The sequence below is a fragment of the Acidobacteriota bacterium genome, from assembly GCA_028875575.1.
In the GTDB taxonomy this organism is placed as follows: Bacteria; Acidobacteriota; Terriglobia; order Versatilivoradales; family Versatilivoraceae; genus Versatilivorator.
This window is the reverse complement of sequence record JAPPDF010000095.1, coordinates 33,628-58,299: the sequence shown is the minus strand read 5'-3', so window position 1 is coordinate 58,299 and position 24,672 is coordinate 33,628. Positions and strand designations below refer to the sequence as shown.

The following is a 24,672-nucleotide window of genomic DNA, read 5'->3' as shown; positions in this document are numbered from 1 at the left end:
AGCGGCCCGGAACAGGGATTGCCGGGTGCATGCCGTCATCCAGCCCGAAGTTCAATCCGACAGGCTGGACAACGGCACCATCGAGTTCATTCGAGCCGTGGCCTGCAACTATTGGGCCCAGGGCATCGATGGACTCTATCTATCCCAGTGGTTCACGGCCTATCCCTACCGCGCTGAGTTCTATGCCCAGTTGCGGGAGATGAGCCACCCCGATATCATGACCGCCAAGGATAAGTTTTACTACGTCCCTACCAGGCAGAGGGCGACCGGACCTCAGATGCCTCTGCCCAAGACTCTGAAAGTGAACCAGCCGGTAAAGACCCACCTAGCGGTCTCGGATGACCTGCCGCGTTGGGACAAGATGGGCCGAGTCCACGAGGTCCTGCTCCGCTTCCGGCTGACCGGAGCCACCGAAACCGACCGCATGGAGTTCCGCTTCAACGGCAAGAAGCTGCCCAAATCGAGCCTGAGAAAAATCAACCGGGTCTACCGCATGAGGGCCCCGCGTTACCGCGTCTTCGGCTATTGGTACATCTACCGGCTGCCGCGGGACCACTGGCCCATGCAGGGCAAGAACCAGGTGGAAGTGACGCTGCACCATCGCGACGACGACATCATCCCCGAGCTGGCCCTGAAGGACGTGGAGATAGAGGTGAAATACCTGGACGGCAAGAACTTCGCCCGCGGCCAGGATCCGGACACGGGGCCTTACCGTGTGTGGACGCCGTAGTGGACAGTGGCTGCCGGGTAGTTGGAGCTGATATTCAGGGGTTGCCCCCGCAGAGAAACGAGGTGCTCAAGTGGCCAAGATTACCCAGTACAAGGGCTATCAAAGTGGCGGGGAGCCGCCGGTCCCCAAGCCGGCGGAACCGGTTCAGCCCAACGTGGTGACCGTCCAGGACGGATTGCCGCTCCAGTTTCCGGGCAGCGAAGGGGTCGGGGTACGGGTGCTGCATCCCACCAACCCCAAGGCTCCTTCCAAGAACTTCGGGTTGACCATGTACTATCTGCCGCCCCACGTGACCTCGGAGACGGCAAGTCACTACACCGAGGAGTGTTATCTGGTTCTGCGGGGCAGCGGCGACATGATTCTGGCGGGCCGCAGGGTGCCCGTAAAGCCGGGAGTGTTCGTCCACCTTCCCGCCTGGTGCGAGCACGCCGTGGACAACACCGGCGAGGAAACCATGGAGATCCTGGTCTGCACCGCGCCGACTAATCCTTGAGAGCCTCTTGCAAATTTCGGCAGCCGGACGTTTGCCGGGAGTGGCCACAAAGGGCACAAAATCATAATTTATGACTTTTGTGCTTTTTGTGGTTACACAGCGTTTTTCACCGGGTCGCAGCCGATATTGAAAGAGGCAGAACATCGAGATTATCGGCAAGATACCTGCGCCGTTGCGAAATTTGCACAAGGCTCCCGTAATCGGCGGCCCTCACCTCTCTACGGGGCGGCCGCGGGAGCAGTGTTCCTCCCGTCGGGCAGCACCACACTGGCCAGCCAGCCCACGGTGAAGGAGGCGATGTTTCCCAGGCCCATGATCATCCAGGGGTGCCAGGGGAAGCGCACGCTGTCGATGAGGGCTGACGAGGCGCCCAGCATCTCCAGAATCGTGTCTGCTCCCCCCCAGACCGAGATGGCTATTCCGGTGATCACGCCCACCCAGACGCCGCGGGTATGGGCTCTCGGGACGAACATTCCCAGCAGGAAGAGTCCCAGAATACCGCCGCCGATGAAGGAGCTCACGGTGGCGCCGAAATAGTAGGCCCTCTCTACGCCAGCCAGCATCAACAACCCCGAGCCTATTCCCAGAACACCCCAAAAACCGGAAGCGATCCGCCCCAGCACAAGCTGGCGGTGGTCGCTGGCTTCCGGACGGAAGTGCAGGTAGAAGTCCCGAACCGTGATCATGGCCAGGCTGTTGATGGTGGTGTCCAGGCTGGACATGGCGGCCGCGCACATTCCGGCCAGGATGAGTCCGGAGATTCCCGGGGGAATGGAGTTCATCACGAAGAAGGGGAAGATCTGGGTCTCCTTGGCGGCGATTTCAGCCGGCAGTTGGCCGGGGTGAATCTGGTAATAGGCATAGAGAAGGGAGCCAATCAGCAGAAAGAGGGTCCAGGTGGTCACGATGCTGAACCCGCCGCACAAGAGAGCCTTTTGAGAGGAACGGGTGCTGGAGGCGGCCAGGTAGCGCTGAGCCACGTCCTGACTGGTCGTGTAGTAGGTGCCGTGGTGGACAAGTCCGTAGAGAATGATCACCACGATGGTCGGATGAGACAGGTCCAGGGACCAGTCCACCAGCTTGAACTTGCCGGCGTCCCCGGCGACCTGGAACAGGTGAAAGGCGCCCTCGTCCGAGCCGAGGGTCAGAAACCAGAGGCAGAACAACCCCCCGCCGAACAGGGTGACCGATTGCAGGACGTCGGTCCAGATCACGGCCTCCAGTCCTCCGAACATGGTGTAGAGGAGAGCCAGGATGCCGCACACGACCAGAATGGTCACCGGGTCCCATCCCGTCATGGCGTTGAGGGCCTTGGCCATCAGGAACAGGATCATTCCGTTGCGGAAGAGGTGGTAAAGGACGTAGATCAACGAGGCGTAGCAGCGGGTGCCGTACCCGAAGCGCTGCTCCAGGAATTCATAGGCGCTCATGCGGACCCGCTGCCGGTAGTAGGGAATCACCCAGCAGGCGGCCAGAACGGCGATGACGGGAAAGATCAGGTGGGAGAGGTGGGGGATCCAGTCGCCCCCGTACCCCTGACCCGGAAAGGCCAGAAAGGTCCCGGTGCTGATGGAGGAGCCGAAGAAGGAGAAGCCCACCGCCCACCAGGGCACGGAGCGCCCGCCCAGGAAAAAGTCCTCGGTGCTGTTCTGGCGGCGCGCAAACCATCCCCCCATGAAGACGATCAGCACCAGGTAAGCCGCCAGGATCAACCAGTCGATTGTCGCCATGTCAGGACTGCATCCACCAGGAGAAGGCCAAAGCCGCCCCGATCAGGCCCAGGCACCAGAGGGTGATCGACACGAACCCCCTGTAGAACCACTGCAGCCCTGCTTCCCGCCGCAGCTCGATGGTGCTGGAGGATCCGTAGATCTTGTCCCGGGCGTAGAACCGGTAGAGCTCACCGATCTTCTCCGGGTCCGGCGCCGGAGGTTGAGCGGCATCCGTACCGGCCATGGCCGGCAGTTGAATGCCGGCCTGGCGCAGTTTCTCGTCCTGGCCCACCGGGGTGCTCAGGATGGCGTAGAAGCGGTTGAGCAAGGTCTCGTCTTCCGGGGGCGTGCGAAGGCTGACCAGCCAGGTGACCAGGGTGCAAGCCAGCGTGGGGATGAAGACGGTGTACTCGAAGGAGGCCTGCAGCCACACCTTGAGCCACAGGAACAGCAGGGCGCCGGTCGTCACCCCGGCCCAGAGCGCCTGGCGATTGGCGCGTCTCCATACCAGGCCGAAGTAGAGGGGAACCGAGATGAAGGAAATCAGCGACCAGCCCAACTCGATGTATTGAATGATGTTCTCCAGAAAGCGGGTGGTGACGTATCCCAGGAAGACGGCGATGAACCCCCAGATCCGGGCATGGGTGATGTAGAAGCGCGGCGAGCGAGCGCGGAAGAGCCGCTTCCGGTAGAGGTAGTCGACCACCAGCCCCGAGGTGGTGGTGGCGAAGGTGTCCACCGAGGACATCAGGGCGGCGGCAAAGCTGGCCACCAGCAGTCCCAGCACTCCGGCGGGCAGCAGCGACTTCATCAGCGTCCCCCAGGCCAGTTCCGGGTCTTCCAGGCCGGGATAGTAGATGGCGAAGAGAATGCCGTAAAGGGCGAAGAGGATGGTGATGAGCCGCTTCCAGACGTGGGCCCAGCCGCACTGGGTGCCTGTCCTCTCGTCGCGGGCAATGGCGATCCAGGTCAGGATGTTGGGTGCCACCACCGAGCCCACCGCGCCGGAAAAGAGCAGCGCGATCACATAGGTCCAGGGGATCTCCACAGACTGCAGCGACCAGGTCGCGTCGGGCAGGGCCGCCAGGGCGTCCAGCCCGCCGGCCGCTTTCCAGAGGAAGGGCAGGAGGCCGAAGCTCAGCACCACCAGGCAGAGGATGCCCTGAAAGAGATCGGTCAGCAGGGACGACATGGCGCCGCCGGTGGCCACGTAGAGGGCCACCAGGGTGCAGCAGATCAGCACGGCCGAGTCCACCGAGAGGGTGGTGATGGCCGCCAGGACTTTTCCCCCTCCGGTGATGAAGATGCCGATGAAGTTGACCGAGATGAGCAGTCCCAGGACCGAATAGAGGGTGGCTACGCCGGGACCGAAGCGCAGCTCGAAGAATTCGGCCATGTTGAAGACTCGGGCCCGCTTGTAGACCACCGAGAAGAGGTAGTACATGGGCGTGGCGAACAACTGGGACCACCAGAGCCAGATGCCCGACAGCCCGCTGCGGTAGGCGGCGGCGCTGACCACCACCGCTTCGGCCCCGGCCAAGGCCGAGCTGAAGTTGAAGAGAAAGGCCGGCAGCTTGCCCCAGGATCCGCCGGCAATAAAGAAATCGCCCAGGGATCGGGTCTTCCTGGCGCCCAGGAAGAGTCCCAGGTAGGCCACGATACAGATGTAGAGGATCAGGATGGCCCAGTCCAGGGCCTGCAGTCCCAGCATCGCTATTTGCCTCCGTCAGGTGGATTCGACGACTCGGTTGCGGTGGGGCCGGGTTGCGGTCTTCGATTGCCGGCATGGCCCGGATGGTACGGTCGATCCGAACTTTGGATGATTGGGCGCCGGAAGGGACAGGAATAGAAGCCCCTCACCATGCGGTCGCGCCCGGTTTAGGTGTGCGAGCTAGACTCCCGGAATCCCCTCCACTGCCACCACCCGTACCGGACAGGAGTCCAGGCCATGAATGGGCAGGGGGGTGAAGGTGATCATGAAGGTCTCCGCCCGAAGCTGATCGATGTTGCAAACCACCTCCAGCAGGAGAATGTCATTGCCCAGGAGCAACTCGTGACAGGCGATGCACCCCTGGACGTGGTTTTCGATCGCGATGCCGTCGCCCCAGCCGACGCACTTGACCTTCTTTTCCAGAAACCAGCGTCCGACTTCCTCGGACATGTCAGGGCGCTGGTCGTCGGGCGAGTGTACGAAGGGCGTGCTGTGAAAGGGAGAATCCAGCAGGACCGTGTCCCCCGGCCGTATCCGGCCCCGGTCCGCCTGTTCCAGGTCCTCGGTCCGGATCAGCTCCCGCGGGCGGGCGGTCTCCAGGTTCAGCAGGATGCCCCGTCCCAGGAAGTTCTCGATCGGGAGCTGCATGCCGTCCTTCCACTCGTGCCTGAAGTGGTAGGGAAACTCCAGGTGAGTCCCCAGGTGGGAGGTGATGTCGATGTGGGCATGGTATCCGTCCACCCCGCCGATAAAGGTGTGGTGGCGATGGAGCTTGCATCGCCTCTTCTCGGTGGCGGGGTCCAGCGGCTTGGAAAGGTCAACGACTCTCAGCTTGTCAAAATCCAGGATGGACTCGGTCATGGAAGAATGTTTCCTTTTGAGTTCTAACGGAACCAGTCGTAGAGCAGGCCCAGGGACCGATCCTCGAGCGGCAGGGAGACCCGGGCGCCGCCCTGGGCCGAGGACTGCTTGAGGGCGACTTCGACCTCGATGGCGGTGGCCACCCGCCGGCCGGAGTTCTTGGGTTCATCCATCTCTCCGGCCAGGCACCTCATCAGGTCGTCCAGGCTGTAAACCGCTCCATAAGGGGGAATGAACCGAGGCGCCGGCCAGGGCATTTCCACCATCTGCTTTCTGCCTCCGGGCGGAGTCACTTCCTGAAACAACTGCCAGCCGGGGCGGAAACTGAACTGGATTTCGCCCTTGGTCCCGCTGATCCTCACACCCGGGGCCCCTTTTCTGAAGTGGACCACCTGTCCGTTCTCCGCCACCAGCATGCCCTGGCCGCCAAACTCGGTGCTGCCGCCGGGACGGCGGGGCGGGTCTCCCGTGGCGCTCACCCAGGCCGGCGGGCTGTCCAGAAAGTAGGACCAGTTCTGGTGCTGGGCGCTGGCGCCTCTGGCTTCAATGGAGGTCACCTCACCGATGGCGCCGCCGGTCACCAGTTCCTTGGCCTTGGCGAAAGAGGGGTGGGTGGTGGTGATGGCTCCGCAGGAAAGGGGGATCCCCCGGTCGGCGCAGACCTTCACCATGCGGTCGGCCTCTTCCAGGGTGAAGGCCATGGGCTTCTCGGTGAAGATGGCCTTGGCTCCGGCCTCGGCAGCCTTGACCGTCAGGAAGGCCCGACCCTTGGTGTTGGTGCAGACGGCCACGATGTCCAGCGCCTCCTTTTCGTACATTTCCAGGGCGTCGGTGTAGAGGGCCTTGATGCCGTAGCGATCCCCGAAAATCTTCAGGCGGTCCACATCCCGCTCGGCCCCGGCCACCAGCTCGACTTCGGGACGATCCCACAGAGCCTCGGCATAGGAGGAGGGCAATCCCTCGAAGCCCGGATGGTCGTGGTGGTGGAACTTGCGGTGGACATCCACCTCGGGGGTAATGCGCCGGGTGTCCTCCACTTTGTAGGCCGGATCCCACCAGGGGCCCTGGCGGTGTGAACCGTCCCGTTTGGCGACGTCATAGAGGACCCCCGTCCATCCCAGGCCAACCACGCCGGCCCGATACTTTGGCTTGGAGGTCTTCTTGGCCGCCGACAGGGTTGCCGTCCCCAGAGAGAGACCGGTCCCGGAGGCAGCCCCAAGGGTCAGGGCAGACCTCATGAAGTCGCGTCGAATCATGATTGTCCTCCTTGGTTCCCGGTCGAACGCCGGTAGGGGCGTGACGGGAATCTTTGCAACTGTGCGGGAGGCGATAGTCCCCCCGGGGGTTGGCAGTTCGACTGATTGTCGCCTTGGTGACCGCCGGCTCGATCCCGCCTCGAAGGATTAACGGAACCAGTCGTAGGTCAGCCCCAGGCTGCGGTCCCTCAGAGGCAGCTCCACCCGCTCGCCCCCTCGTGCAGAGGACTGCTTCATCGCCAATTCCGCCTCCAGGGCCATGGCCACGATGCGTCCCGAGTTCTTGGGCTCCTTCATGCGGCCCTCCATGGTGGCGATCAGGTCGTCCAGGCACCAAGGGGTGCGCATGCCCCCGAACTGGGGATCGGGCCAGGGAATCTCCACCCGCCCCTTGCGTCCCGAGGGGGTGTCCACGTCCTGCCGCAGGATCCAGCGCTTGCCGTCGAAGACGATCTCCCCCGTGCTTCCCGAGATCTTGACTTGAGGGGCTCCGTCCCGGATATGGACCACCGTGCCGTCCTTGGCCACGATGATCCCCTGTCCCATGAACTCGCTGCTGCCGCGGTCGCGCCGGGGCTTGTCGCCGATGCCGCTGACCCAGGCCAGCTCGCTGTCCACGAAGTAGACCCAGCACTGGTGTTGGGACAAGAGGGGGACTCGGGCCTCGATGGAGGTGACATCTCCGATGGCGCCGCCGGTGACCAGCTCCTTGGCCTTGGCGAACGACGGATGCGAAGTCGTGGTGGCCCCGCCCACCAGCGGGACGCCGGCCTTGGCGCAGGCGTTGACCATGTCGTCGGCCTCCTTCAGGGTGAAGGTCATGGGCTTGTCCACGAAGATCCCCTTCACTCCGGCCTCCACCGCCTTGACCGTCAGGAAGGAGCGACCCCTGGTGTTGGTGGCGATGGCCAGGATGTCCAGGTTCTCCTTCTCGTACATCTCCAGGGCGTCGGTGTAGAGGGCGGTGATGCCATAGCGCTCCCCGAACATGGACAACCGCTTCTTGTCCCGGTCGGCGCCGGCCACCAGCTCCACCTCGGGACGGTCCCAGATGGCCTCGGCGTAGGTGGCCACCAGCCCTTCCTTGCCCGGATGGTCGTGGTGGTGGAACTTGCGGTGAACGTCCAGCCAGTCGGGAGTGGGACGTTTGGCGCTCTCCAGGTCGTACTTGGGGGTCTTGTAGGACCCGCCGATGTTTTCGTAGTCGCGCGTGCCCATGTCGTAGAGCACGCCCATCCAGCCCAGGCCCACCACGCCGCCTCGATATTTGGCTTTTCCCTTCTTCTTGGGCAAGGCGGCGGGAGCCGCACCCAGCGAAAGTCCGCTGGCCGAAACCGCCCCCAGGGTCACGGCCGACTTCATGAAGTCACGTCGAATCATCTTGGTTCTCCTTATTTGTTATTGATTGCAGATCGCGCCGACCGCGGGAGTGCAGGCGGGGTCGGCGCCTGGGTCCCGACAAACCGATTTCAGGCTACGGCTGGCGGTCTCGCTAACGAAACCAGTCGTAAGTCAAACCCAGGCTGCGGTCCTTGAGAGGCAGCTCCACCCGCTCGCCCCCTCGTGCAGAGGACTGCTTCATGGCCAATTCCGCCTCCAGGGCCACGGCCACCAGGCGGCCCGAGTTCTTGGGCTCGTCCATGCGGCCCTCCATGCAGGCGATCAGGTCGTCCAGGCAGTAGACCGTGCGCATTCCCAGACCGAACTGCGGGTTCGGCCAGGGCATCCGGACTCTCCGCTTGCCGGCGGGTGTGTCGCTGTCCTGCCACAGCCGCCAGTAGTGTTGACTCCTGTCGAAACTCATCTCGCCCTTGCTGCCGGAGATCCGCACCATGGGCGCGCCGTCCCGGATATGGACGACCGTGCCGTCCCTGGCTACGATGATCCCCTGTCCCATGAATTCGCTGCTGCCGCGCTCGCGCCGGGGCTTGTCCCCTGTGCCGCTGACCCAGGCAAGCTCGCTGTCCACGAAATAGCTCCAGTCCTGATGTTGAGAGGTGAGCGGCACCTGGGCCTCGATCGAGGTTACCTCTCCGATGGCCCCGCCCTTGATCAGCTCCTTGGCTTTTTGGAAGGAGGGGTGCGAGACGGTGGTGGCGCCGCCCACCAGCGGGACGCCGGCCTTGGCGCAGGCGTTGACCATGTCGTCGGCCTCCTTCAGGGTGAAGGTCATGGGCTTGTCCACGAAGATCCCCTTCACTCCGGCCTCCACCGCCTTGACCGTCAGGAAGGAGCGACCCCTGGTGTTGGTGGCGATGGCCAGGATGTCCAGGTTCTCCTTCTCGTACATCTCCAGGGCGTCGGTGTAGAGGGCGGTGATGCCATAGCGCTCCCCGAACATGGACAACCGCTTCTTGTCCCGGTCGGCGCCGGCCACCAGCTCCACCTCGGGACGGTCCCAGATGGCCTCGGCGTAGGTGGCCACCAGCCCTTCCTTGCCCGGATGGTCGTGGTGGTGGAACTTGCGGTGAACGTCCAGCCAGTCGGGAGTGGGACGTTTGGCGCTCTCCAGGTCGTACTTGGGGGTCTTGTAGGACCCGCCGATGTTTTCGTAGTCGCGCGTGCCCATGTCGTAGAGCACGCCCATCCAGCCCAGGCCCACCACGCCGCCCCGGTACTTGGCTTTTCCCTTCTTCTTGGGCAAGGCGGCGGGCGCCGCACCCAACGAGAGTCCGCCGGCCGATACCGCACCCAGAGCCGCGGCCGAACTGATGAATTGACGTCTGATCACAAGAATCCTCCCTGTGAGATAGCGATTCCGAGTCCGTGCCGGAGAGTTTCGAAATTCCGGCCAGGGCTCTGCCGCGAAAGCCCGGCTGCCAGGCGGTAACAGGCTCCGCGGGAGGTCACCACGCCGCCTCGGCCTCGATCTTGCGGTATACCTGCTGTCCCTTTCTGAACCATTCCAACATGGCCTCTTTGTCGGCCGCTTCCCTGAATACCCCTCGGGTTTCCACCCTGTGGATGAGCTGATCGAGTTGTTGAATGAGGAAGGCGGCCGACTCCCTGACGGCGATCCTCCTGTTGCCCCGGTAACAATACACGGGACTGCTATGAGCGTAAAGAGCCACATCGTTGGGGATCAGCTTGTGGGCTTCGCCGTGGACCCGCACGGCAACCCAGGAGCTGTCGGAGATCTCCAGTTCGCGGATCAGTCGAATGAGTTTCCCGCCTTCCTCGGCCTCCTGGCTGGCGGCAACCTTGCCGTTGACGATCAGGTCCATGCGGGTCATGGGCACGTGGGAGACGGCCTCGGCCTCGATCTCCAACGGCAGGCTCCCGGTCTTCCAGCGGATTTCCTCTCCGGCTTCCTTGCCATTGACTCGGAACTTCAGCAGGGGCCCGTTGGTGGCAAAGCTGCGGCCTTTCCGGTAGGCCTCGAGCCAAGCGTCGTAGGTGAGGGGGGAGTCGATCCGGGCATAGAGCCGTCCGGCGCCCGGGATGAGGTGATAGGGGACGTTCAGGAAGGCATCGGTTCCCGCCGAGATGGGGCACTGAAAGCCGCAGTTGAGCAGTTGGTACCAGTGTTCGGTGTTGACATCCTCGTTGCGCTGGCAAATTACGTCGATGGTGTCTGCGGCTCCCAGCGCAATATCTGCCGGGTATTGGGAAGGCAGGCCGGGATGCACGTAGGTGACCACGGCTCCCTGGGCCTTGGCTGCCAGTCCCATGTGGTAGTTGGGTGGATAGTCGTAGGGAAGGGGGGTCCCCGGCCAGCCCACGTAGGCCGGCTGAACCAGAGTCTTCAAGCCCAGGTAGCCCACGTGGTTGTTGACGTCCCCGGCCCTCATCTCCTGGTTCCAATAGAGGATGGTGTGCTCCCCGGAGAGATGATGGGGCCGCCCCTGAAAGTACTGCCGGTCGTTGATGTGCGAGTCAACGTCATTACAAACCAGCAAGTGGGGAAGGTTGAGGTCTTCGGCCCTGGAGATGAGTCGAACCTCGGCGGGCCGGATGAGATGATCGTTATAGACGTTGGGGTGAATGTGGGTGTCTCCGGAGAACCAACCCTGCCGGCGCAGGTCGAACGGCTTTTGCAGCCGGACTTCGACGGTGCCCGAACCGCCGGCCAGGATGGAAACTTCCCGGGAGACCGGTTGGTATTCGAAGCCCTTCACTATCTCCAGGGTAGCTTCCCCGGGAGGCAGATCCACCTGGAACTCGCCGCCGCTGTAAAAGTAATAGTCCCCGCCGAAGGGCTGCCCGTAGTCGGCATTGGACACCCGGGCCTGCGTCCCCGCCGGCCGGTAGTCCCGCCCGTCGGAGCCGGTGAGGTAGATCCGGGCCGGCGTCACCGAGCCCTCCTCATCCAGCACACGCACTTTCATGCGGCCCGCCTGGACCACCGCACCCTCCAGAGGAATGGGCCTGGTCCGGCCTTGGGCCAGTACTTCCAGGCTGGGCATGGCCTCCGAGTCCGCCTCGGTGTGCAGCGTCATGTAGGTGCCCGCCGCCTGGCCGGGCATCAGACGAAAACTGTGGGTCGCCGATCCTTTTCCGCTGGTCGTTTTGAGGGTGACTGTCTGCGGGGCGGAGGCGCCGTTTCGCAGGACCACCGGAAGCGGATAGGGCTTGCCCCTCAGGAGGCGCAGTGCACGCGGCTTCGCGATCACTTCGATGTCTTCCCCAACCTCGATTCTAACCAGATGGGGACTCTCCAGCGACCAGTAGCCGTCGCTGGCCATGCGGTCGGCCTCGGCCCGGGTCGGAGTCCCGGCGCCGCCGCCCAGCGCTGTCTGCTTGTAGATTTCCGACTTGAGCCACCGTTGCGCCTTGATCACTGACGGACGTTTCGTGCCCTTCCACTGCAGAAGTCGGATGGAAAACTCGGCCAGGCCGGTAAAGCGGTCGGCGATCTCCCGGTCCCGGGCGAACGGGGCGATGTGGGAAATCTGGGTCATGGGGACTTCCGGGGGCGGTTGTCCCCAAAACGCCGAGCTGCCGCACCAGCATAGCAGCAGGAAAAGGATTGTCCCCAGTCTGGTGAAGGGACGCATGCCGTCAGTTCCTCCAACGATTGCTCTAGGCTCGGGGCCTCGCGATGGCCGCGGGACCGAGGTCGGTATCCTCGTTGCTTCGATAGTAGTTTTTCCCCATCAAGTATCGTGTCTCGATCTCGATGTCGCGAAGTTTCAGCGAAGGAGTGATGTCGGGGTCCCGCTTGTTGAGGGTGACCTCGATGGTGTTTTTGCCTTGCCTGGGCCAGTGGTCCCGGTCCAGCCGGTAGATGTACCAGTAGGCGTTGTTGACCCGGAAACGAGGCGCATGCATGCGGTAGAGGTGATTGATCTTGCGCGCCTGGGATTGGGGCAGCTCCTTGCCGTTGAACCTGAACGTCACTCGATCGAGTTCGGTGCTGTCGGCCAGACGGATTCGCAGCAGGACTTCGTGAACCCGTTTCTGCCTGTCCCAGTAAGGCAGATCGTCGGCAATGGGCAGCTCGAACTTGACGGGCCGGTTCTCCTTCAGCTCGACAGGGAGCGGAGCCGTTTGGGTCGGAGGCCTGCTTCGAGTCTGATCGGCCGTGGGGACCATGTAGAACTTGTCCTTGGGGGCCATGAGCTTGGGATAGGCGACCTCTCTCAACCGCTCGTAGAAGGGAGCCTGGTAGGGCCAGTTGGTGCCGGCGAACCACTGGCCGAGGTAGAGGCCGTCGACTCCCTGGGCCCAGTAGTTGCAGGCCACGCCACGAATCATTTCGATGGTGCCGCCGCTCACGCGGTCCGAGTTCAGAACGGCGTTGGTGCCGGCGTGAATGCGGCAGGAGGTGCCCTTGGCAATCTCGAGCAGCGGCCGGAAGTCCGCCAGGTTGTCGATCTTCTGATAGTAGTTCTGGCCGTTGATCACGTCCACGATGCCCTGCCGGATCCACTCCGGCACATCCAGCCCCAGCGAGCGCGCCCACGCGATGTTGGCGGGGACCAGAACCGCCAGTTCGCGGTCCTTGCCGCTGGCCTTGACGGCCTTGTGGACCCGCTTGACCCATTTGGTCATGATTTCCAGGCCGGCTTCCACCTCCTTGGGGTGGAAGAAGTAGTGGTGGCCGAACCACAACTCGAACCCGTCGATGGGGTAATTCTTGAGCACTTCCTCGATGAGCGCGAAACGCTCGTCCTGCACCTCCTGGTGTTTGAAGTCCAGTTGCCTTGCCCCGTTGAAGCTCTCGTCCAGGTTGCCACTGGCTCCAATTTCCAGGTGCCGGTTTTCCCAGGTGAAATTGGCCGCGCGAACGTCCCGATGGCGGTCGGCTCCCCGCCCCCTATTGAGCAACAGAGACGGATAGAGCATCAGTCCGTTTGCCCGGGCGTGGTCGCACACGATGCGCAAGGGGTCCCGTCCCGATTCCAGCATCATCTTGGCGTTCTGGTGGGCCCGGCGGAAGATCAGGTGGGGCCACTTCTCGACCGGATCTCCCCACAGCTCCCCGACCTCGGTCTTGTGAAAGACCGTGCGCCCGTCCCCCAGACCGAACACCATGGCATCGACCGGAGTTCCCAGCACTTCATCTACCGCGGCCTCGAACTGCTCTTTCTCCATGGGAGGTTCGTACATGTAGATGGCCGGATGGCGAGCGTCGTTATAAAACATGATCCGGGGTTTCTTCCTGCCCCCGTGACCGCCGGCTGCGGAGGCCGGCCGCGCCGCCCCCGATGCCGCCGGAACGGCGGCCGAGGTCAGACCGGCGGCCAGGGCTGTTTTCATGAATTGGCGTCTGATCATGGCAAATCTCCTTGCACGGAGCGGACCTGAAGCCACCAGTTTGCGCGAAGCGATCCACGGTGGAGGCTGTCGCCGCGGCTTCCCGGTCCACAGAGGTTTTGAAGGATGTGCAGGATATCATGAACCCCTGTTGCCGCGAGACTTTTGCCTCCCGGTTTCGGTGCTCTTTCTGCGAACAATCTCCAATTCCAATTCGCAATCCTTGACCCATCCGTCAATGTCGTTTCGACTCAAGAAATCAAGTCGTATACTTATGTCCATTCTGGAAGGAGAAGTGAGATGCGAACGATTGGAGTTGCAAAGTTCGGGGAGCAGTGCCTGGCCTTGTTGGACCGGCTTGACGCTGACGGCTTGATCATCACCAAGCATGGCAAGCCGGTCGCGCGCGTTGTTCCTTATGACCGGCAGCATGATGACCGGCAGCATGCCGACCTGATCGGCAGCCTGCGACACAAGATCAGGATTCGAGGAGATATTTTGACGACTGGCCTCGGCCCGAAGAGAACTGACGGGCCGGGGCCGAACCCATCCAAGCCCGGGCAACCGGCAGAAACTCCGGAGGAGCGGAAAGCATGAACACGGTGAACAGAAGGGACTTCCTCATTCAATCCGTATCGGCAGCGGTAGCGGCCGGAGGGCTCTATCCTCGCAAGGCCGCGGGGGCTACTGCAAAGGACAGGCTGAGCGTGGCCATCATCGGCTGCGGCCGCCTGGGGCAGCAATACGCCGAGATCTACCGGGCTCTCCCCCAGACCGACCTGGTGGCCATCGCGGAGTGGAACCCCGAGCGGCGCAAGGTCGTGGGAGAACGCTTCGGGGTGAAGGCTCTCTTCCGGGACGCCGACGCCCTGCTGAAGGAGGTGGTCCCCGACCTGGCGGCCATCATCACCCCCACCAAATATATGACGCCCGGCGTGGTGGCCTGCGCCGAGGCGGGAGTCAAGGGAGTCCAGACCGACCGGCCCTTCGCCGCCAAGCTGTCCGACGCCGACCGGATGATCGAGACCTGCAAGCAGCGGGGGACGGTGCTGGCAGGGGGCGCCCTGGAGAGGGCCAACTGGGAGGTGGAGGAGGCCGGAAGGCGACTGGCCTCGGGAGAACTGGGGAAGCGCCAGGGGGCAGCCGTCCACAGCTACCGAGGCGAAATCCTGGCTGGAGGATCGGCACGCATCCTGGTTCTGGAGCACTTCGCCCAGGCCCGGGTGGAGGAACTGATCACCTGGGGAAGCCCGCCTGAGGCTCTGGACGATGCCGCCACCGACTATGGCCTCAACATCAACGGCCGTTTCCGGCTGACCTCCGGGCTGGAGTGCCAGGTCTTTGGCAGCGAGGAGGAGGCCCCCCACCGGGGAGTGGAAGTGTGGACGGAGGATGCTCTGGTGAGATGGGACCGCCACGGAGAGCCCCTGACCCAGATCTTCCAGGGCTTTGACGCCAAGGGGGGGCGCAAGGAAGTGGGCCACGGCTATCGGCCTTGGTCCTGGGCGCCGGTATCCAAGCAGCTGGACCCACTATTGGACCGAATCGGCCACCACGGGTCGGAGCGGCATTACGTGCTGGCCCCCATCAGTTGCCTGATCGACGCCGTGGCCAAGGGGATTCCGCCCCGTATCACCGGAGAGACCCAGCGCCACGCCCTGGAAGTGGCCATCGCCAGCAAGATCTCGGCCCAGCGGGGCAGCGTGCCCGTCAAGCTGCCGCTGGAGGACCGCTCCTTGGCCCTCTATCCGCGGCCCTATCGCTGGTTGGGAGGCGACGTCTCCGGCCGGCCCCAATCGGCCACCGAGGCGGCGGGGAAGGAGTAAGCCTGGGTCATTCGGGCACTGATTTCGAATGGTAGTGTCTGAATTTCGGAGCACGGCTATGACGAAATTGCTGCTGATGGACTGTTTGCGAGAGAACTCATCGAAGGTGTTGAGGCCGCGGAAGTCATTGAGCATTACGCTGACTACCCCAAGGGACCGTGCGTTTTAGTGCTCCAGCGAACGAATGATGGGCGCTCGGTCCATGTCGCCTGGGGAATTGCCGCTGGCCAGACAAGTCCAGCAGTGCTGGTCACAGCTTACTTGCCTGATCCGAAAATATGGGGACCCGGGTTTAAGCGGAGTCGCCAATGAGCAAGAAAAAACGGACGAAGCTTGTTCACGAAGGATGCTACGTTGCGGAAGTTGACGTGGAACTACTCGAGGAGCCTGAAGGATGGTCTCCCTACCTATCCATTGAAGATGCGTATCGCCTCGACGATGTAAGGCAGGCCCTCCGTAGAGGTGATACTAGGACCGCCGCAAAATTCTCCCGCGTGTACACTCTCACGCCTGTCTCCGCGTGAGGCCACACCGCACTTCATCTATGCGGTTGCCGCATAGAGGAGCCGCGTAACAGTACGTAAACTGGAATTGATTATCGCCATGGCACATGAGACGTTTCACTATTTTGCATATGGCTCAAACATGCTCACACGTCGGCTCACTTCGCCCAAGCCCAAGCGAGCACCCTCCGCCGTGTCCATAGGAACCGGATACATTGCTGGTCGCAGGCTGACTTTTGACAAACGAAGCCGGGATGGCTCTGGAAAATGCGATGCCGAGGAGACTGGAAACGCCACAGACCGTGTCTACGGCGTCATCTTTGAAATCAGCTTCTCGGACAAATGTGATTTAAACAGGGCAGAGGGTCGTGGGAAAGGATACGAGCTCGAGACTGTCGAGGTAATTACGAAACAAGGAACAGCTTTGGCGCAAACCTACATCGCCACCAGAAAGGAGCGGGGGTTGCGACCGTATCATTGGTACAAGGCACTGGTGGTGTCTGGTGCTGTCGAGCACGACCTTCCCAGTAGCTATGTGGAGTGGCTTCGAGTATTCAAGTCTGAAGAAGATCCGCACGCCGACCGTCGGGCGGAAAACGAGGCGATACTTTTTGCAGACTAACGAAGCGCCGTATGGGAGAGAAGCTCTCAACTTCATCGACCCATTGGAATGCCTCGATGTTTCTTCATGTAACGAGTAAAATTTCGTCTTGGAGCGTAATGGTCTTCACGAAGGGTGATCGATGAGAAACGAGTTCACGGCGATTATTGAGCAGGATGGGGAATGGTATATTGCCTACTGCCCTGAAATTCCCGGGGCCAACGGTCAAGGCAAGACCAGGGAGGAAGCACGCGAGAATTTAGCTGAGGCCATAGTGCTTATTCTCACGGACCGCCGGGAGGAGGGGTTGCGCGGTGTGCCGCCAGAGGCCATCCGAGAAACGGTCATCATCCCGTGAAACGGGTCAGTTTGCTCCGACATCTTCGGCGGCACGGTTGTTCCCTCAAACGCGAAGGGCGTTCTCATTCGCTGTGGGGCAATTCAAATACTGGCGCCGTCGAGACCGTTCCACGCCATACGGAAATTCCCAACCGCCTGGCCCGCAAGATCTGTCGTAACCTTTCGGTGCCGGAGGTCGGGACGAAATAATTCGGGTTCTCATTTCCTGCCGGCGGGGTGGCCGGGTGCCGCATTACAGGGAATCTGAGCGGCACGCAACGGGAGTGCATGCGGGCGGGACGCCCGCGCTCCCGGGGGGCGCCTCCTCCCATCGCTCTTGCTCCTCGAGGGCGCGCGCGCCGGTTTGCCGGGCTGCAACCCTGCCGATGCGGCAGGGCCGTCACGCTTGGAGGCCCCTTCGTGTCACTTCGTGGATCACTCTTTTTTCGTTTGTTTTAGGTAAGCTCCGACCCCCGGACCGCTCTCCCTTCACTCCAATCCCAACAGCCGGGCCGCGTTGTTCCAGAAGATGTCTTCCACCTGGGTGTCGGTGAGACGCTCGGACCAGCAGGCCCACTTGAGCGAGCGCAGGTGCTCCAGGCCGGTGAGCACCGGCTTGAGCTGTAGATGTTTTTCCCGCCAGTGCGGTGAGTCGTTGCCCAGCCAGAGAAAAGAATCCTCTACTGAAACCGAGCGGCCCCGGGCGTGGGTGACCGGCAGGTCGCCTCCATAGAGCAGCTTGTCGTGTCCGATGATGCGGATGATGGCCTGGTGGGCCATGGCTTCGCAGTTGGCGCTGGTGTCGAACCAGAGGTTGTCCAATCCGGTCAGGTGGGGCAGTCCCTCCAGGTTGTGGGCCGGCTGGAAGCCCCGGGCCGAATGGGCCAGGATCAACTGCATGTCGGGATAGTTCTCGCAGTAGTGCCGGATCCAGTGGATGTTGCCGGGATCGGCGGCGGCGCGGGCCTTGACCATGTGCAGGGTGATGGTCCAGCCCTCTTCGTGAGCCACCCGGATGTGTGCCTCGGGCAGGTAGTCGGGGATCTCGGCCTCCCAGGTCGGGTCCGCGTTGCGGGCCAGGGTGTGGTAGCACTTCAGGCCGTGGAGCTTCAGGCGCTTGACCTCCTGGCGCACCCACTCGGGATCGTCCTCGGGAGTGATGAAGAAATGCCCCCGGCAGTTCGAATCCTTGGCGGTCTGCTCTCCCGTCCATTGGTTGGCCGCGGGGATATTCACGGGGTCGCGAAAGGTGGGGATGAACAAGCCCTTGGCGACGCTTCCGGGATAGAGGTCCCCCATCAATCGGATGTAGTTCTCGTAGTCCACAACGGGAGGGAAACTCCCCGCAAAGACGTTGTGGCCCGGGTGCCAGACATGGGTGTGGGCGTCGAACACCTTGTCGGGAATGAACGAGGCCAGTTCGCGCTGGTAGAACTCCCGGTCTTCCTCGCGAGGGATATAGTCGGGATTGTCGGATGCCATAGGTGCCTCCTGTGGCCTTGAAGTTATTCAACTGCGAAGAGTTCGGCCGCGTTGTTCCAGAAGATGTCTTCGACCTGGGCGTCGCTGAGTCGTTCCGACCAGCAGGCCCACTTGAGCGAGCGCAAGTGCTCCAGTCCGATCAGCACCGGCTTGATCTCGGAGTGCTTTTCACCCCAGACCGGCGAGTCCTGGTAAGCCCAGAAAAAGGTGTCGGCCGCGGCGGCCGACCTCCCGCGCAAGTGGCTGACGGGGATGTCGGTGCCGTACATGAGTCGCCGGTGCCCGATGATGCGGATGATGGCCTGGTGGGCCATGGCTTCGCAGTTGGCGCTGGTGTCGAACCAGAGATTGTCCAGCCCCCTCAGGTGGGGCAATCCCTCCAGGTTATGGGCCGGCTGGAATCCCCGGGCCGAATGGGCCAGGATCAGCTTCATGTCGGGGTAGGTGGTGCAGTAGTGGCGGATCCAGCGAATATTGCCGGGGTCGGCGCAGGCCCTGGACCTCACCATGTGCAGCATGATGGCCCATCCTTCCTGGTGAGCCATTTCGACGTGGGATTCCGGGAGAAAGTCGGGAATCTGAGCCTCCCAGGTCGGTCTGACGCCGGCGTAGACGTGGTAGCACTTGAGCCCGGCCAGTCCCAGCCGCCGCACCTCCTGCCGCAGCCACTCGGGGTCAGCCTCCGGACCGGTCAGGAAGAGACCCCGGTATCGGGGATTGCAGGCGACCTGCCGGCTGGTCCAGCGATTGGCTCCCTCGAAATGTTCGCGCGGGCAGATGCGGTGGAATACGTTGGCGGCGCAGGCTCTCCCCGGATGCAGGGCCTGCAGCATTCCGGAGAATTCCCGGTAGTCTCCGTCCCTGGGCAGGGAGGCGATCCTGCGGCCGGGGTGCATGTTGTGGTGGCCCCAGACGTGGGCGTGGGCGTCGAAGACCCGGTCGGGCAGGAAGGAAGCCAGTTCCCGTTCAAAGAAATCGCGGTCTTCGGGTTGGATGATCGCCAAGGTTTTGCCGGGAATGCTTTGGAGGCCGCTGACCGGGATCCATCGATGCCTGGGAGCCCGCTGAGAAATGCGGGGCAGGGATGATATCCTCATGCCTGCTCTGTTTCAACCCGTGCAAACAGTGTGCAACCATTGGCCGTGAAGCGATTGATGTCCAGCGGCCAGGGAGGGTCCAATGAAATTCAATCGATTGAACAGTTTGGTGGCGGGAGTGGCAGTCCTGGTCCTGGCCTTCCCGGTCGTGGGGATTCCCCAGGCGCTGCCGCTGGGCTCGGAGCGGCAGCTCTTTGTGGATCGGTATCTGATCGACCGTCTGGAAGGACTGGAGCTGAGACTCCAGCAACCCAGACCGGAAAACATCGCCATCAAGTATGACCAGCCCTGGGAGGATAGGCTGGCCTTCTACACCACCGTTCTCAAGGATGGCGACACCTACCGGATGTACTACCGTTGCCGACTCACCAGGCCCCGGTTGACCTGCTATGCCGAGAGCCGGGACGGGATCCACTGGACCAAGCCCCAGCTGGGGTTGGTGGAAGTGGACGGCTCCACCGCCAACAACGTTATCCTGCCCGTTGCAGGTCAGTTCTGCGCCTTCCTGGATGGTCGTCCCGGCGTGCCCCGGTCGGAACGCCTCAAGGCCAATGCGCGAGACGTCGGGACCCCGTACAGCCTGGTGGGCTACGTTTCGGAAGACGGCGTTCGCTGGCGAAAGATCCGGGAAGCTCCCCTCGTCGACTATGCCATGGAAAACAACTTCGATTCGCAGAACGTCATATTCTGGTCGGAGGCGGAACAGCGGTACGTGCTCTACGCCCGCCACATGGTGGAAGGCCGCCGAGCCACGGCCCGGGCCACCTCCAGGGACTTCCTCCAATGGAGCCCGCAGACGCTCATGACCTACAGCGACACGGGCACCACCAGGCCCTCTCAGCACCTCTACACCAACCAGACCCAACCCTATTTCCGAGCCCCGCAGATCTATATCGCTCTCCCGGCCCGCATCCATTTCGGCCGGCGCCTCCTCACGCCGGAAGAACTGCAGTTCCTGGAGCTTCGCCACAACCGCATCAGCGGGGGCATGCGGGATGTTTCCGACTCCGTGTTGCTGTCGTCGCGGCCAGGGTCAACCCGCTACGACTTCACTTTCAAGGAGAGTTTCCTCAGGCCCGGCCTCGGTCAGAGCAACTGGTCCACTCGCACCAACTACCCGGGCCTGGGGGTCGTGCAGACCGGCCCGGCGGAGATGTCTCTCTACGTGCAGCGGGACTACGGCCAGTCCACCGCCCACCTGCAACGGATGTCGCTACGCCTGGACGGTTTTGCCGCGCTGCATGCTCCCTATCACGGGGGAGAGATGGTGACCAAGCCCATTACCTTCGAGGGGAGCCGGCTCGAGATCAACTATTCCACCAGCGCCGCCGGCAGCATTCGGGTTGAGGTCCAGACCGCGGATGGGAGACCCATTCCGGGCTTTTCGCTGGCGGAGTGTCCGGAGATCATCGGAGACGAGATCTCGCGTATCGTGGCTTGGGGAAAGGTGCCGCCCCCGCTGAGCACCGGCCGAGATCCAGAAAGCACCAGAGCCGAGAGCAATCTCAGCTACCAGACCCCGATCGTGGCCTGGGAGGGCAGCCGGGATGTGAGCCGGTTGGCAGGTGAGCCGGTGCGCCTCCGTTTCGTAATGAAGGACGCCGACCTGTTCTCCTTCCGCTTTGGGGATTGACTCCGAGCCCGCATTTCTCAACAGGGGGTTTGATCATGGCGCAGGATTTTTTCCTTCAGCGCGTGCTCGCGACCGAAGAGCGTAGCGGTCACTACGGTCGAGGGAGCCTGTGCGCGCTGAAGGGAAAAAGACCAGCCAGGGCATGCCCAGCGCCGTCTGTTACCCCCAAGCCCTTACCATGGAGCCTATCAAGGTACTGAAAATCAACTCCTTTTCATCACGCCACCAGCGACCTGGTGAGAAATGCGGGCTAGAATCGCTGTAGATTCGGCAAACGGGGTGTGAAGCTTTGCTCGAAAGCCCCAGGCTGGCCGAGAACCTCAGGGTTTGTGACTACATGAACGGATTGGTGACTCGGAGATCCGGGAACCTCAGGAAATCCCGATCCCCGGTGACCAGTTCGGAAACGCCATGCTCCAGACAAAGCGCCGCTATGTGGGCATCGTGAATCAGGTTGCCCGCCACTCCGGATGTTCTGATGACCTGCTGAAAAATTTCGATATGACGTTCGGTTTCCGATAGCAGGATGAGGGTCGGAGAGGCGAGGATGCGACCGAGGTCTTGAAGAGCCCTTGGCACAGGAACCGGCGGGTAATAGATCCGTGGGTGGGTAACGACACGAAGGAATTCGTAAGCGCATGGCCACGGTAGAGCCCAGGGGTTGGCCCCTTCGGCTGCCTCACCTAGGAGTTGGCGTGCAGTTTCGTTAAAAGGGTTGGTCCTGATTTCAGCGAAGACCAGGACGTTGGTGTCGAAGGCGCGCACGGATCATCTCTTTCCCAGGATATCCAACAGCTTTTCCCGGTCGAGCAGGTCGACACCCGGCAGTTCCGCAGCATCCCAGCCTTCGAGCTTGAGCTGGTAGTCCAACCGTTGCGGTCGCATGTCCAGACCCTGCCTCAACAGATCGTTGGCAGTATCCTGAAGAGTACGTCCCTCGCGAACTGCCTTCTCCTTGAGACGGCGGAGAAGACGGTCTTCAATGGCAAGTGTCGTCCGTGGCATACATCAACATGTATCAGATAGACATCAAGATGTCAAACGGGACGAGATTCGATGTGTTGACCATCGGGTTGCCGTAGGTTGATCCCGCCACTGTCCCTCATCCCGCGGCTCTCCTACCGTATCGCTGGGACCGGTGAAACCGGGACCGCCGCCGGCCAGGTAGCCGTTGCTGGCACCGGTCTGCGATGGGCTGACCCAGAAGGAATAGAGCTTGCCGTTGGTCAGGTGAAAGCGAAAGCGGACGGGCCGGCCGGCCAGCCGCGAAAGATCGGCGGCATCCCTCCAAGCGACTTGGCTGAGCGTGCTGTCTCCGCTCACCGGCAGGCAATTTTGCCTGGAAAAGGGGGCAATCGGGACGCCTTGTGCGTCAAGGACCTCGGCTTGGAGCCGTCCCCGCGGGGCCTGCAGGTTGACGAACAGGTGACGACCCTGGAAACGTAGCGGTCGGGTGGTGACCGCTCCCCCCGAAGCCGGGGCGTCCAGCGAGGCGAAGCCGTCCCGGCGCAGGACGGCCAGGCCGGTGCTGCCGCCCGCATACATGTGGCCTCCCAGCTTGGGGGACTCCCCGGACCAGGCCCCGAAGTAGAAGTAGAGCTGGTCTCCTACCACCAGGCAGCAGCCCCCGGCCGAATGGAGGTAGGCACGGTTCCAGGTGCCCTTGCGCCGGGAGGGGGCGATGAAGGAACGCCGGTCGGGACGGTGCCAGTGGAATCCGTCTCGACTGAATCCCAGGCATAACTCGGTGAGCTTCGGGAACCCGCCCTCCAGGCAGATCTGGTTGGGAGGTCCCCGGTGGATGGCCAGCAGGCCGATCATCAGGCTCTCGTAGCCGGCCGCGTCCACGTTGTAGAGCTGGGTGGGATGGCCCAGGTCGGGCGCCGGCGGATCCAGCTCATCGGCCCCGGCCCAGTGGTGGACGTCGCTCTCTTCCCAGGCGGCTCCCTCCGCAAAGTCGGGATGTTCCCGATAGCCTCGCAACCGGCTCAGCCTGGGCTGGAATTGGAAGGTGCGAATGCTGTAAACCCAGACCTTGCGGAAGGGGTTGTAGAAGAAGGTGGTGTTGTCGCCGCAGGGGCCGGTGGGCGTGGGCTCGCCCCAATGAATGCCGTCCGCCGAGGTATAGACCTCTCCCCTGCGGAAGTTGTCCGGCCCCCTGAAGAAGGCAAACATCTTGAATCGCTGCTGCCGGTCGGAAGTCTCCTGGTCCAGCCAGATTCCCACTCCGTCCCTTTCGTATCCCTTTCCCCGAACCAGGACCCTGTTGGTGCCCGGTTCCACGTCCAGGCGCGGTCGGGTCCAGTGAATTCCATCCCGGCTGGTGGCGTAGGCGATGCCGTCGAACCAGCCGGCGTGGTACCACATCTTGAACAAACGGTCCTCGGGGTCGTAGAAGACGCCGTCGTTGAAGGGACAGGCCACCGGCTGAAGGCCCCGGTTCATCTCCAGAGGGGTCTCCGGCTTCAGGACCGGGTTCTCCGGGTGCAGGCGAGCCCTATGAAAAGAGCGCTTGAGGGTGCTTTCGGAAATGAGGAAGTCGTCCACGAACAGTTGACGTCCCCGGTCAATGGGGATGACCTCGGGAATATCCGCCAGGTAGGGAGGCGCGACAGGCGTGCGGAAGTCTTCCGGCGGATAGCGGGGAGGCCAGGGATCCGGGAGCCGGATGCCGTTGTAGAGAGTTTCATGGCCGGCGCTCTCCTGGGGACGAGGCTGGCCTGAGGACGTCAACGGAGGGGATGAGGCAGGCGCCGCCAGCCGAGCCAGCGCCAGGCCGCCGGTGAGTCCGGTGAGCTGTTTTAGAAATCTACGGCGGTTCAACTGCGCGCTCCTGCCGTGGTTGGCGATCTCGTTGAATGGGAAGCGTGACGGACCCGTCGTTCGAAACGCGGGCTAAACATCCAGCAGGTACAGGGTCGCCTGGCTGAGTCGTTGGGAGGTGGCCGGTCGAAGAACCTCGCGCTGATCGGTCTGCTGGGGCTGATCCCTTCGGCAGAAATAGGCCGTGAGGGACCGCCGCGGCGCATCGGTTCGGTTTTTGACCCCGCTGTGCCAGGTGTGTCCGGTGAAAACCACCACCGTGCCTGCGGATCCGGTGACGCAGATTTCCCGGGGATGCGGCTGCTGCATGTCTTGCATCTCATCCTCGGGGAACGTCAGTCCCAGGTGTGATCCCGGAACAAGCCGGGTAGCGCCGTTGTCGGGCGTGAAGTCGTCCAGCATCCAGAGAGTATTGCAGGAAAAGTGGTCGCTGGGCTGCTTGCGGTCCCGCCACCAGGCGGGGTGCCAGTCGGGGTGAAGGTCCTGGTGTCCGCCCTCGGGGAGCACTGACCGGGAACAGAGAGAAGAGAGCCGAAACCCCTTGGGCAAGACGCGGTCCACGGCTGCCAGAATCCTCGGATGGCTGATACAGATGTCGAAGACGGGGTCCTTGTTGACCAGGTCCAGCACCACCACGGTGCCGTGCTGAAAGCCCTCTTCCACCAGCCCGCTGTTTTCCTCCTGCTCGGCCAGCGCCGCCAGGTGATCATTGAAGATCCGGACCTGGCTCCGGGTCAGGATGTCCGGAAAGACCAGGTATCCGTTCTCGTCCAGAAAGGATTTTTCCTCGGCCGAGAGCAGGGCATCCCCAACGCCCATCTGATCCAGAGCCGCGCGCATATTCATTTCCGGTCAGCCTCCAAGTGCGTTTCTCGCGGGTACGATGTCCTGTCGTCGGCCAATCAG

General features: G+C 62.6%; 24 protein-coding genes. 9 read left to right on the top strand and 15 right to left on the bottom strand.

The genetic code is table 11. From position 1 onward, the window contains the following. The coding region (locus tag OXI69_16020; GenBank protein ID MDE2667649.1) for a hypothetical protein at positions 1–730 on the top strand (730 nt) is incomplete at its 5' end. Between the two features lie 70 nt (positions 731–800). Then, a complete protein-coding gene (locus OXI69_16015; GenBank protein ID MDE2667648.1) occupies positions 801–1,223 on the top strand; it encodes a cupin domain-containing protein in 423 nt (140 codons plus the stop codon). Positions 1,224–1,441: 218 nt separating this feature from the next. Here OXI69_16015 and OXI69_16010 read toward each other — a convergent pair whose 3' ends face one another. The 9 genes from OXI69_16010 to OXI69_15970 form a co-directional block, all read right to left on the bottom strand. Beyond that, positions 1,442–2,953, bottom strand: a complete 1,512-nt coding sequence (locus tag OXI69_16010; protein MDE2667647.1) for a sodium:solute symporter — start codon at positions 2,951–2,953, stop codon at positions 1,442–1,444. 1 nt (position 2,954) lies between these two features. Then, on the bottom strand, positions 2,955–4,646 hold the full coding sequence (locus OXI69_16005) for a sodium:solute symporter family protein (GenBank protein ID MDE2667646.1): 1,692 nt from the start codon (positions 4,644–4,646) through the stop codon (positions 2,955–2,957). A 180-nt stretch (positions 4,647–4,826) separates the two neighbouring features. After that, complete coding sequence (locus tag OXI69_16000; GenBank protein ID MDE2667645.1) at positions 4,827–5,507, bottom strand: cyclase family protein; 681 nt, start codon at positions 5,505–5,507, stop codon at positions 4,827–4,829. Positions 5,508–5,530: 23 nt separating this feature from the next. Beyond that, positions 5,531–6,763 carry a Gfo/Idh/MocA family oxidoreductase gene (locus OXI69_15995; GenBank protein MDE2667644.1) on the bottom strand — a complete coding sequence of 411 codons (1,233 nt, stop codon included), beginning with the start codon at positions 6,761–6,763 and terminating at the stop codon, positions 5,531–5,533. Between the two features lie 147 nt (positions 6,764–6,910). Continuing rightward, entirely contained in the window at positions 6,911–8,143 is a 1,233-nt protein-coding gene (locus tag OXI69_15990; protein MDE2667643.1) for a Gfo/Idh/MocA family oxidoreductase, read from the bottom strand. 112 nt (positions 8,144–8,255) lie between these two features. Next, entirely contained in the window at positions 8,256–9,494 is a 1,239-nt protein-coding gene (locus tag OXI69_15985) for a Gfo/Idh/MocA family oxidoreductase (protein ID MDE2667642.1), read from the bottom strand. 115 nt (positions 9,495–9,609) lie between these two features. Then, positions 9,610–11,664 carry a CehA/McbA family metallohydrolase gene (locus OXI69_15980; GenBank protein MDE2667641.1) on the bottom strand — a complete coding sequence of 685 codons (2,055 nt, stop codon included), beginning with the start codon at positions 11,662–11,664 and terminating at the stop codon, positions 9,610–9,612. A 121-nt stretch (positions 11,665–11,785) separates the two neighbouring features. Further along, entirely contained in the window at positions 11,786–13,483 is a 1,698-nt protein-coding gene (locus OXI69_15975) for a hypothetical protein (protein MDE2667640.1), read from the bottom strand. A 117-nt stretch (positions 13,484–13,600) separates the two neighbouring features. Continuing rightward, a complete protein-coding gene (locus OXI69_15970; protein MDE2667639.1) occupies positions 13,601–14,026 on the bottom strand; it encodes a hypothetical protein in 426 nt (141 codons plus the stop codon). Between the two features lie 29 nt (positions 14,027–14,055). Here OXI69_15970 and OXI69_15965 point away from each other — a divergent pair, with 29 nt between their 5' ends. The 6 genes from OXI69_15965 to OXI69_15940 all read left to right on the top strand — a co-directional run bounded on the left by OXI69_15965 (position 14,056) and on the right by OXI69_15940 (position 16,941). Further along, positions 14,056–15,288, top strand: coding sequence for a Gfo/Idh/MocA family oxidoreductase (locus OXI69_15965; GenBank protein ID MDE2667638.1), 1,233 nt, complete (start codon positions 14,056–14,058; stop codon positions 15,286–15,288). Positions 15,289–15,330: 42 nt separating this feature from the next. After that, a complete protein-coding gene (locus OXI69_15960; GenBank protein ID MDE2667637.1) occupies positions 15,331–15,600 on the top strand; it encodes a DUF4258 domain-containing protein in 270 nt (89 codons plus the stop codon). Beyond that, complete coding sequence (locus tag OXI69_15955; GenBank protein MDE2667636.1) at positions 15,597–15,812, top strand: hypothetical protein; 216 nt, start codon at positions 15,597–15,599, stop codon at positions 15,810–15,812. The genes OXI69_15960 and OXI69_15955 overlap by 4 nt, the downstream gene beginning before the upstream one ends. A 79-nt stretch (positions 15,813–15,891) precedes the next feature. Further along, on the top strand, positions 15,892–16,413 hold the full coding sequence (locus OXI69_15950) for a gamma-glutamylcyclotransferase (protein MDE2667635.1): 522 nt from the start codon (positions 15,892–15,894) through the stop codon (positions 16,411–16,413). A 121-nt stretch (positions 16,414–16,534) separates the two neighbouring features. Then, positions 16,535–16,750: a type II toxin-antitoxin system HicB family antitoxin gene (locus tag OXI69_15945; protein ID MDE2667634.1), complete on the top strand. Its 216-nt coding sequence runs from the start codon at positions 16,535–16,537 to the stop codon at positions 16,748–16,750. Further along, on the top strand, positions 16,747–16,941 hold the full coding sequence (locus tag OXI69_15940; protein ID MDE2667633.1) for a type II toxin-antitoxin system HicA family toxin: 195 nt from the start codon (positions 16,747–16,749) through the stop codon (positions 16,939–16,941). The genes OXI69_15945 and OXI69_15940 overlap by 4 nt, the downstream gene beginning before the upstream one ends. A gap of 279 nt (positions 16,942–17,220) precedes the next feature. Here OXI69_15940 and OXI69_15935 read toward each other — a convergent pair whose 3' ends face one another. Both OXI69_15935 and OXI69_15930 read right to left on the bottom strand, forming a co-directional pair. After that, complete coding sequence (locus OXI69_15935; GenBank protein ID MDE2667632.1) at positions 17,221–18,213, bottom strand: amidohydrolase family protein; 993 nt, start codon at positions 18,211–18,213, stop codon at positions 17,221–17,223. Between the two features lie 23 nt (positions 18,214–18,236). Beyond that, positions 18,237–19,310, bottom strand: a complete 1,074-nt coding sequence (locus OXI69_15930) for an amidohydrolase family protein (GenBank protein MDE2667631.1) — start codon at positions 19,308–19,310, stop codon at positions 18,237–18,239. Between the two features lie 82 nt (positions 19,311–19,392). Here OXI69_15930 and OXI69_15925 point away from each other — a divergent pair, with 82 nt between their 5' ends. Further along, positions 19,393–20,943 carry a hypothetical protein gene (locus OXI69_15925; GenBank protein MDE2667630.1) on the top strand — a complete coding sequence of 517 codons (1,551 nt, stop codon included), beginning with the start codon at positions 19,393–19,395 and terminating at the stop codon, positions 20,941–20,943. A gap of 333 nt (positions 20,944–21,276) precedes the next feature. Here OXI69_15925 and OXI69_15920 read toward each other — a convergent pair whose 3' ends face one another. From OXI69_15920 to OXI69_15905, 4 genes are all read right to left on the bottom strand, one after another. Then, positions 21,277–21,708 carry a PIN domain-containing protein gene (locus OXI69_15920; GenBank protein ID MDE2667629.1) on the bottom strand — a complete coding sequence of 144 codons (432 nt, stop codon included), beginning with the start codon at positions 21,706–21,708 and terminating at the stop codon, positions 21,277–21,279. A 3-nt stretch (positions 21,709–21,711) separates the two neighbouring features. Then, complete coding sequence (locus tag OXI69_15915) at positions 21,712–21,948, bottom strand: hypothetical protein (GenBank protein MDE2667628.1); 237 nt, start codon at positions 21,946–21,948, stop codon at positions 21,712–21,714. A 24-nt stretch (positions 21,949–21,972) separates the two neighbouring features. Continuing rightward, positions 21,973–23,766, bottom strand: a complete 1,794-nt coding sequence (locus tag OXI69_15910) for a glycosyl hydrolase family 32 (GenBank protein ID MDE2667627.1) — start codon at positions 23,764–23,766, stop codon at positions 21,973–21,975. A gap of 72 nt (positions 23,767–23,838) precedes the next feature. Further along, positions 23,839–24,612 (bottom strand): phytanoyl-CoA dioxygenase family protein, encoded by a 774-nt coding sequence (locus tag OXI69_15905; GenBank protein MDE2667626.1) that lies wholly within the window; start codon positions 24,610–24,612, stop codon positions 23,839–23,841. Positions 24,613–24,672 lie beyond the last annotated feature (60 nt).

Excerpts from the sequence above, each read along its gene's own strand:
- OXI69_16010 (MDE2667647.1), bottom strand. The coding sequence starts at position 2,953 with ATGGCGACAATCGACTGGTTGATCCTGGCGGCTTACCTGGTGCTGATC.
- OXI69_16005 (MDE2667646.1), bottom strand. The coding sequence starts at position 4,646 with ATGCTGGGACTGCAGGCCCTGGACTGGGCCATCCTGATCCTCTACATC.
- OXI69_16000 (MDE2667645.1), bottom strand. The coding sequence starts at position 5,507 with ATGACCGAGTCCATCCTGGATTTTGACAAGCTGAGAGTCGTTGACCTT.
- OXI69_15995 (MDE2667644.1), bottom strand. The coding sequence starts at position 6,763 with ATGATTCGACGCGACTTCATGAGGTCTGCCCTGACCCTTGGGGCTGCC.
- OXI69_15990 (MDE2667643.1), bottom strand. The coding sequence starts at position 8,143 with ATGATTCGACGTGACTTCATGAAGTCGGCCGTGACCCTGGGGGCGGTT.
- OXI69_15980 (MDE2667641.1), bottom strand. The coding sequence starts at position 11,664 with ATGACCCAGATTTCCCACATCGCCCCGTTCGCCCGGGACCGGGAGATC.
- OXI69_15975 (MDE2667640.1), bottom strand. The coding sequence starts at position 13,483 with ATGATCAGACGCCAATTCATGAAAACAGCCCTGGCCGCCGGTCTGACC.
- OXI69_15965 (MDE2667638.1), top strand. The coding sequence starts at position 14,056 with ATGAACACGGTGAACAGAAGGGACTTCCTCATTCAATCCGTATCGGCA.
- OXI69_15955 (MDE2667636.1), top strand. The coding sequence starts at position 15,597 with ATGAGCAAGAAAAAACGGACGAAGCTTGTTCACGAAGGATGCTACGTT.
- OXI69_15950 (MDE2667635.1), top strand. The coding sequence starts at position 15,892 with ATGGCACATGAGACGTTTCACTATTTTGCATATGGCTCAAACATGCTC.
- OXI69_15945 (MDE2667634.1), top strand. The coding sequence starts at position 16,535 with ATGAGAAACGAGTTCACGGCGATTATTGAGCAGGATGGGGAATGGTAT.
- OXI69_15935 (MDE2667632.1), bottom strand. The coding sequence starts at position 18,213 with ATGGCATCCGACAATCCCGACTATATCCCTCGCGAGGAAGACCGGGAG.
- OXI69_15930 (MDE2667631.1), bottom strand. The coding sequence starts at position 19,310 with ATGAGGATATCATCCCTGCCCCGCATTTCTCAGCGGGCTCCCAGGCAT.
- OXI69_15925 (MDE2667630.1), top strand. The coding sequence starts at position 19,393 with ATGAAATTCAATCGATTGAACAGTTTGGTGGCGGGAGTGGCAGTCCTG.
- OXI69_15915 (MDE2667628.1), bottom strand. The coding sequence starts at position 21,948 with ATGCCACGGACGACACTTGCCATTGAAGACCGTCTTCTCCGCCGTCTC.
- OXI69_15905 (MDE2667626.1), bottom strand. The coding sequence starts at position 24,612 with ATGAATATGCGCGCGGCTCTGGATCAGATGGGCGTTGGGGATGCCCTG.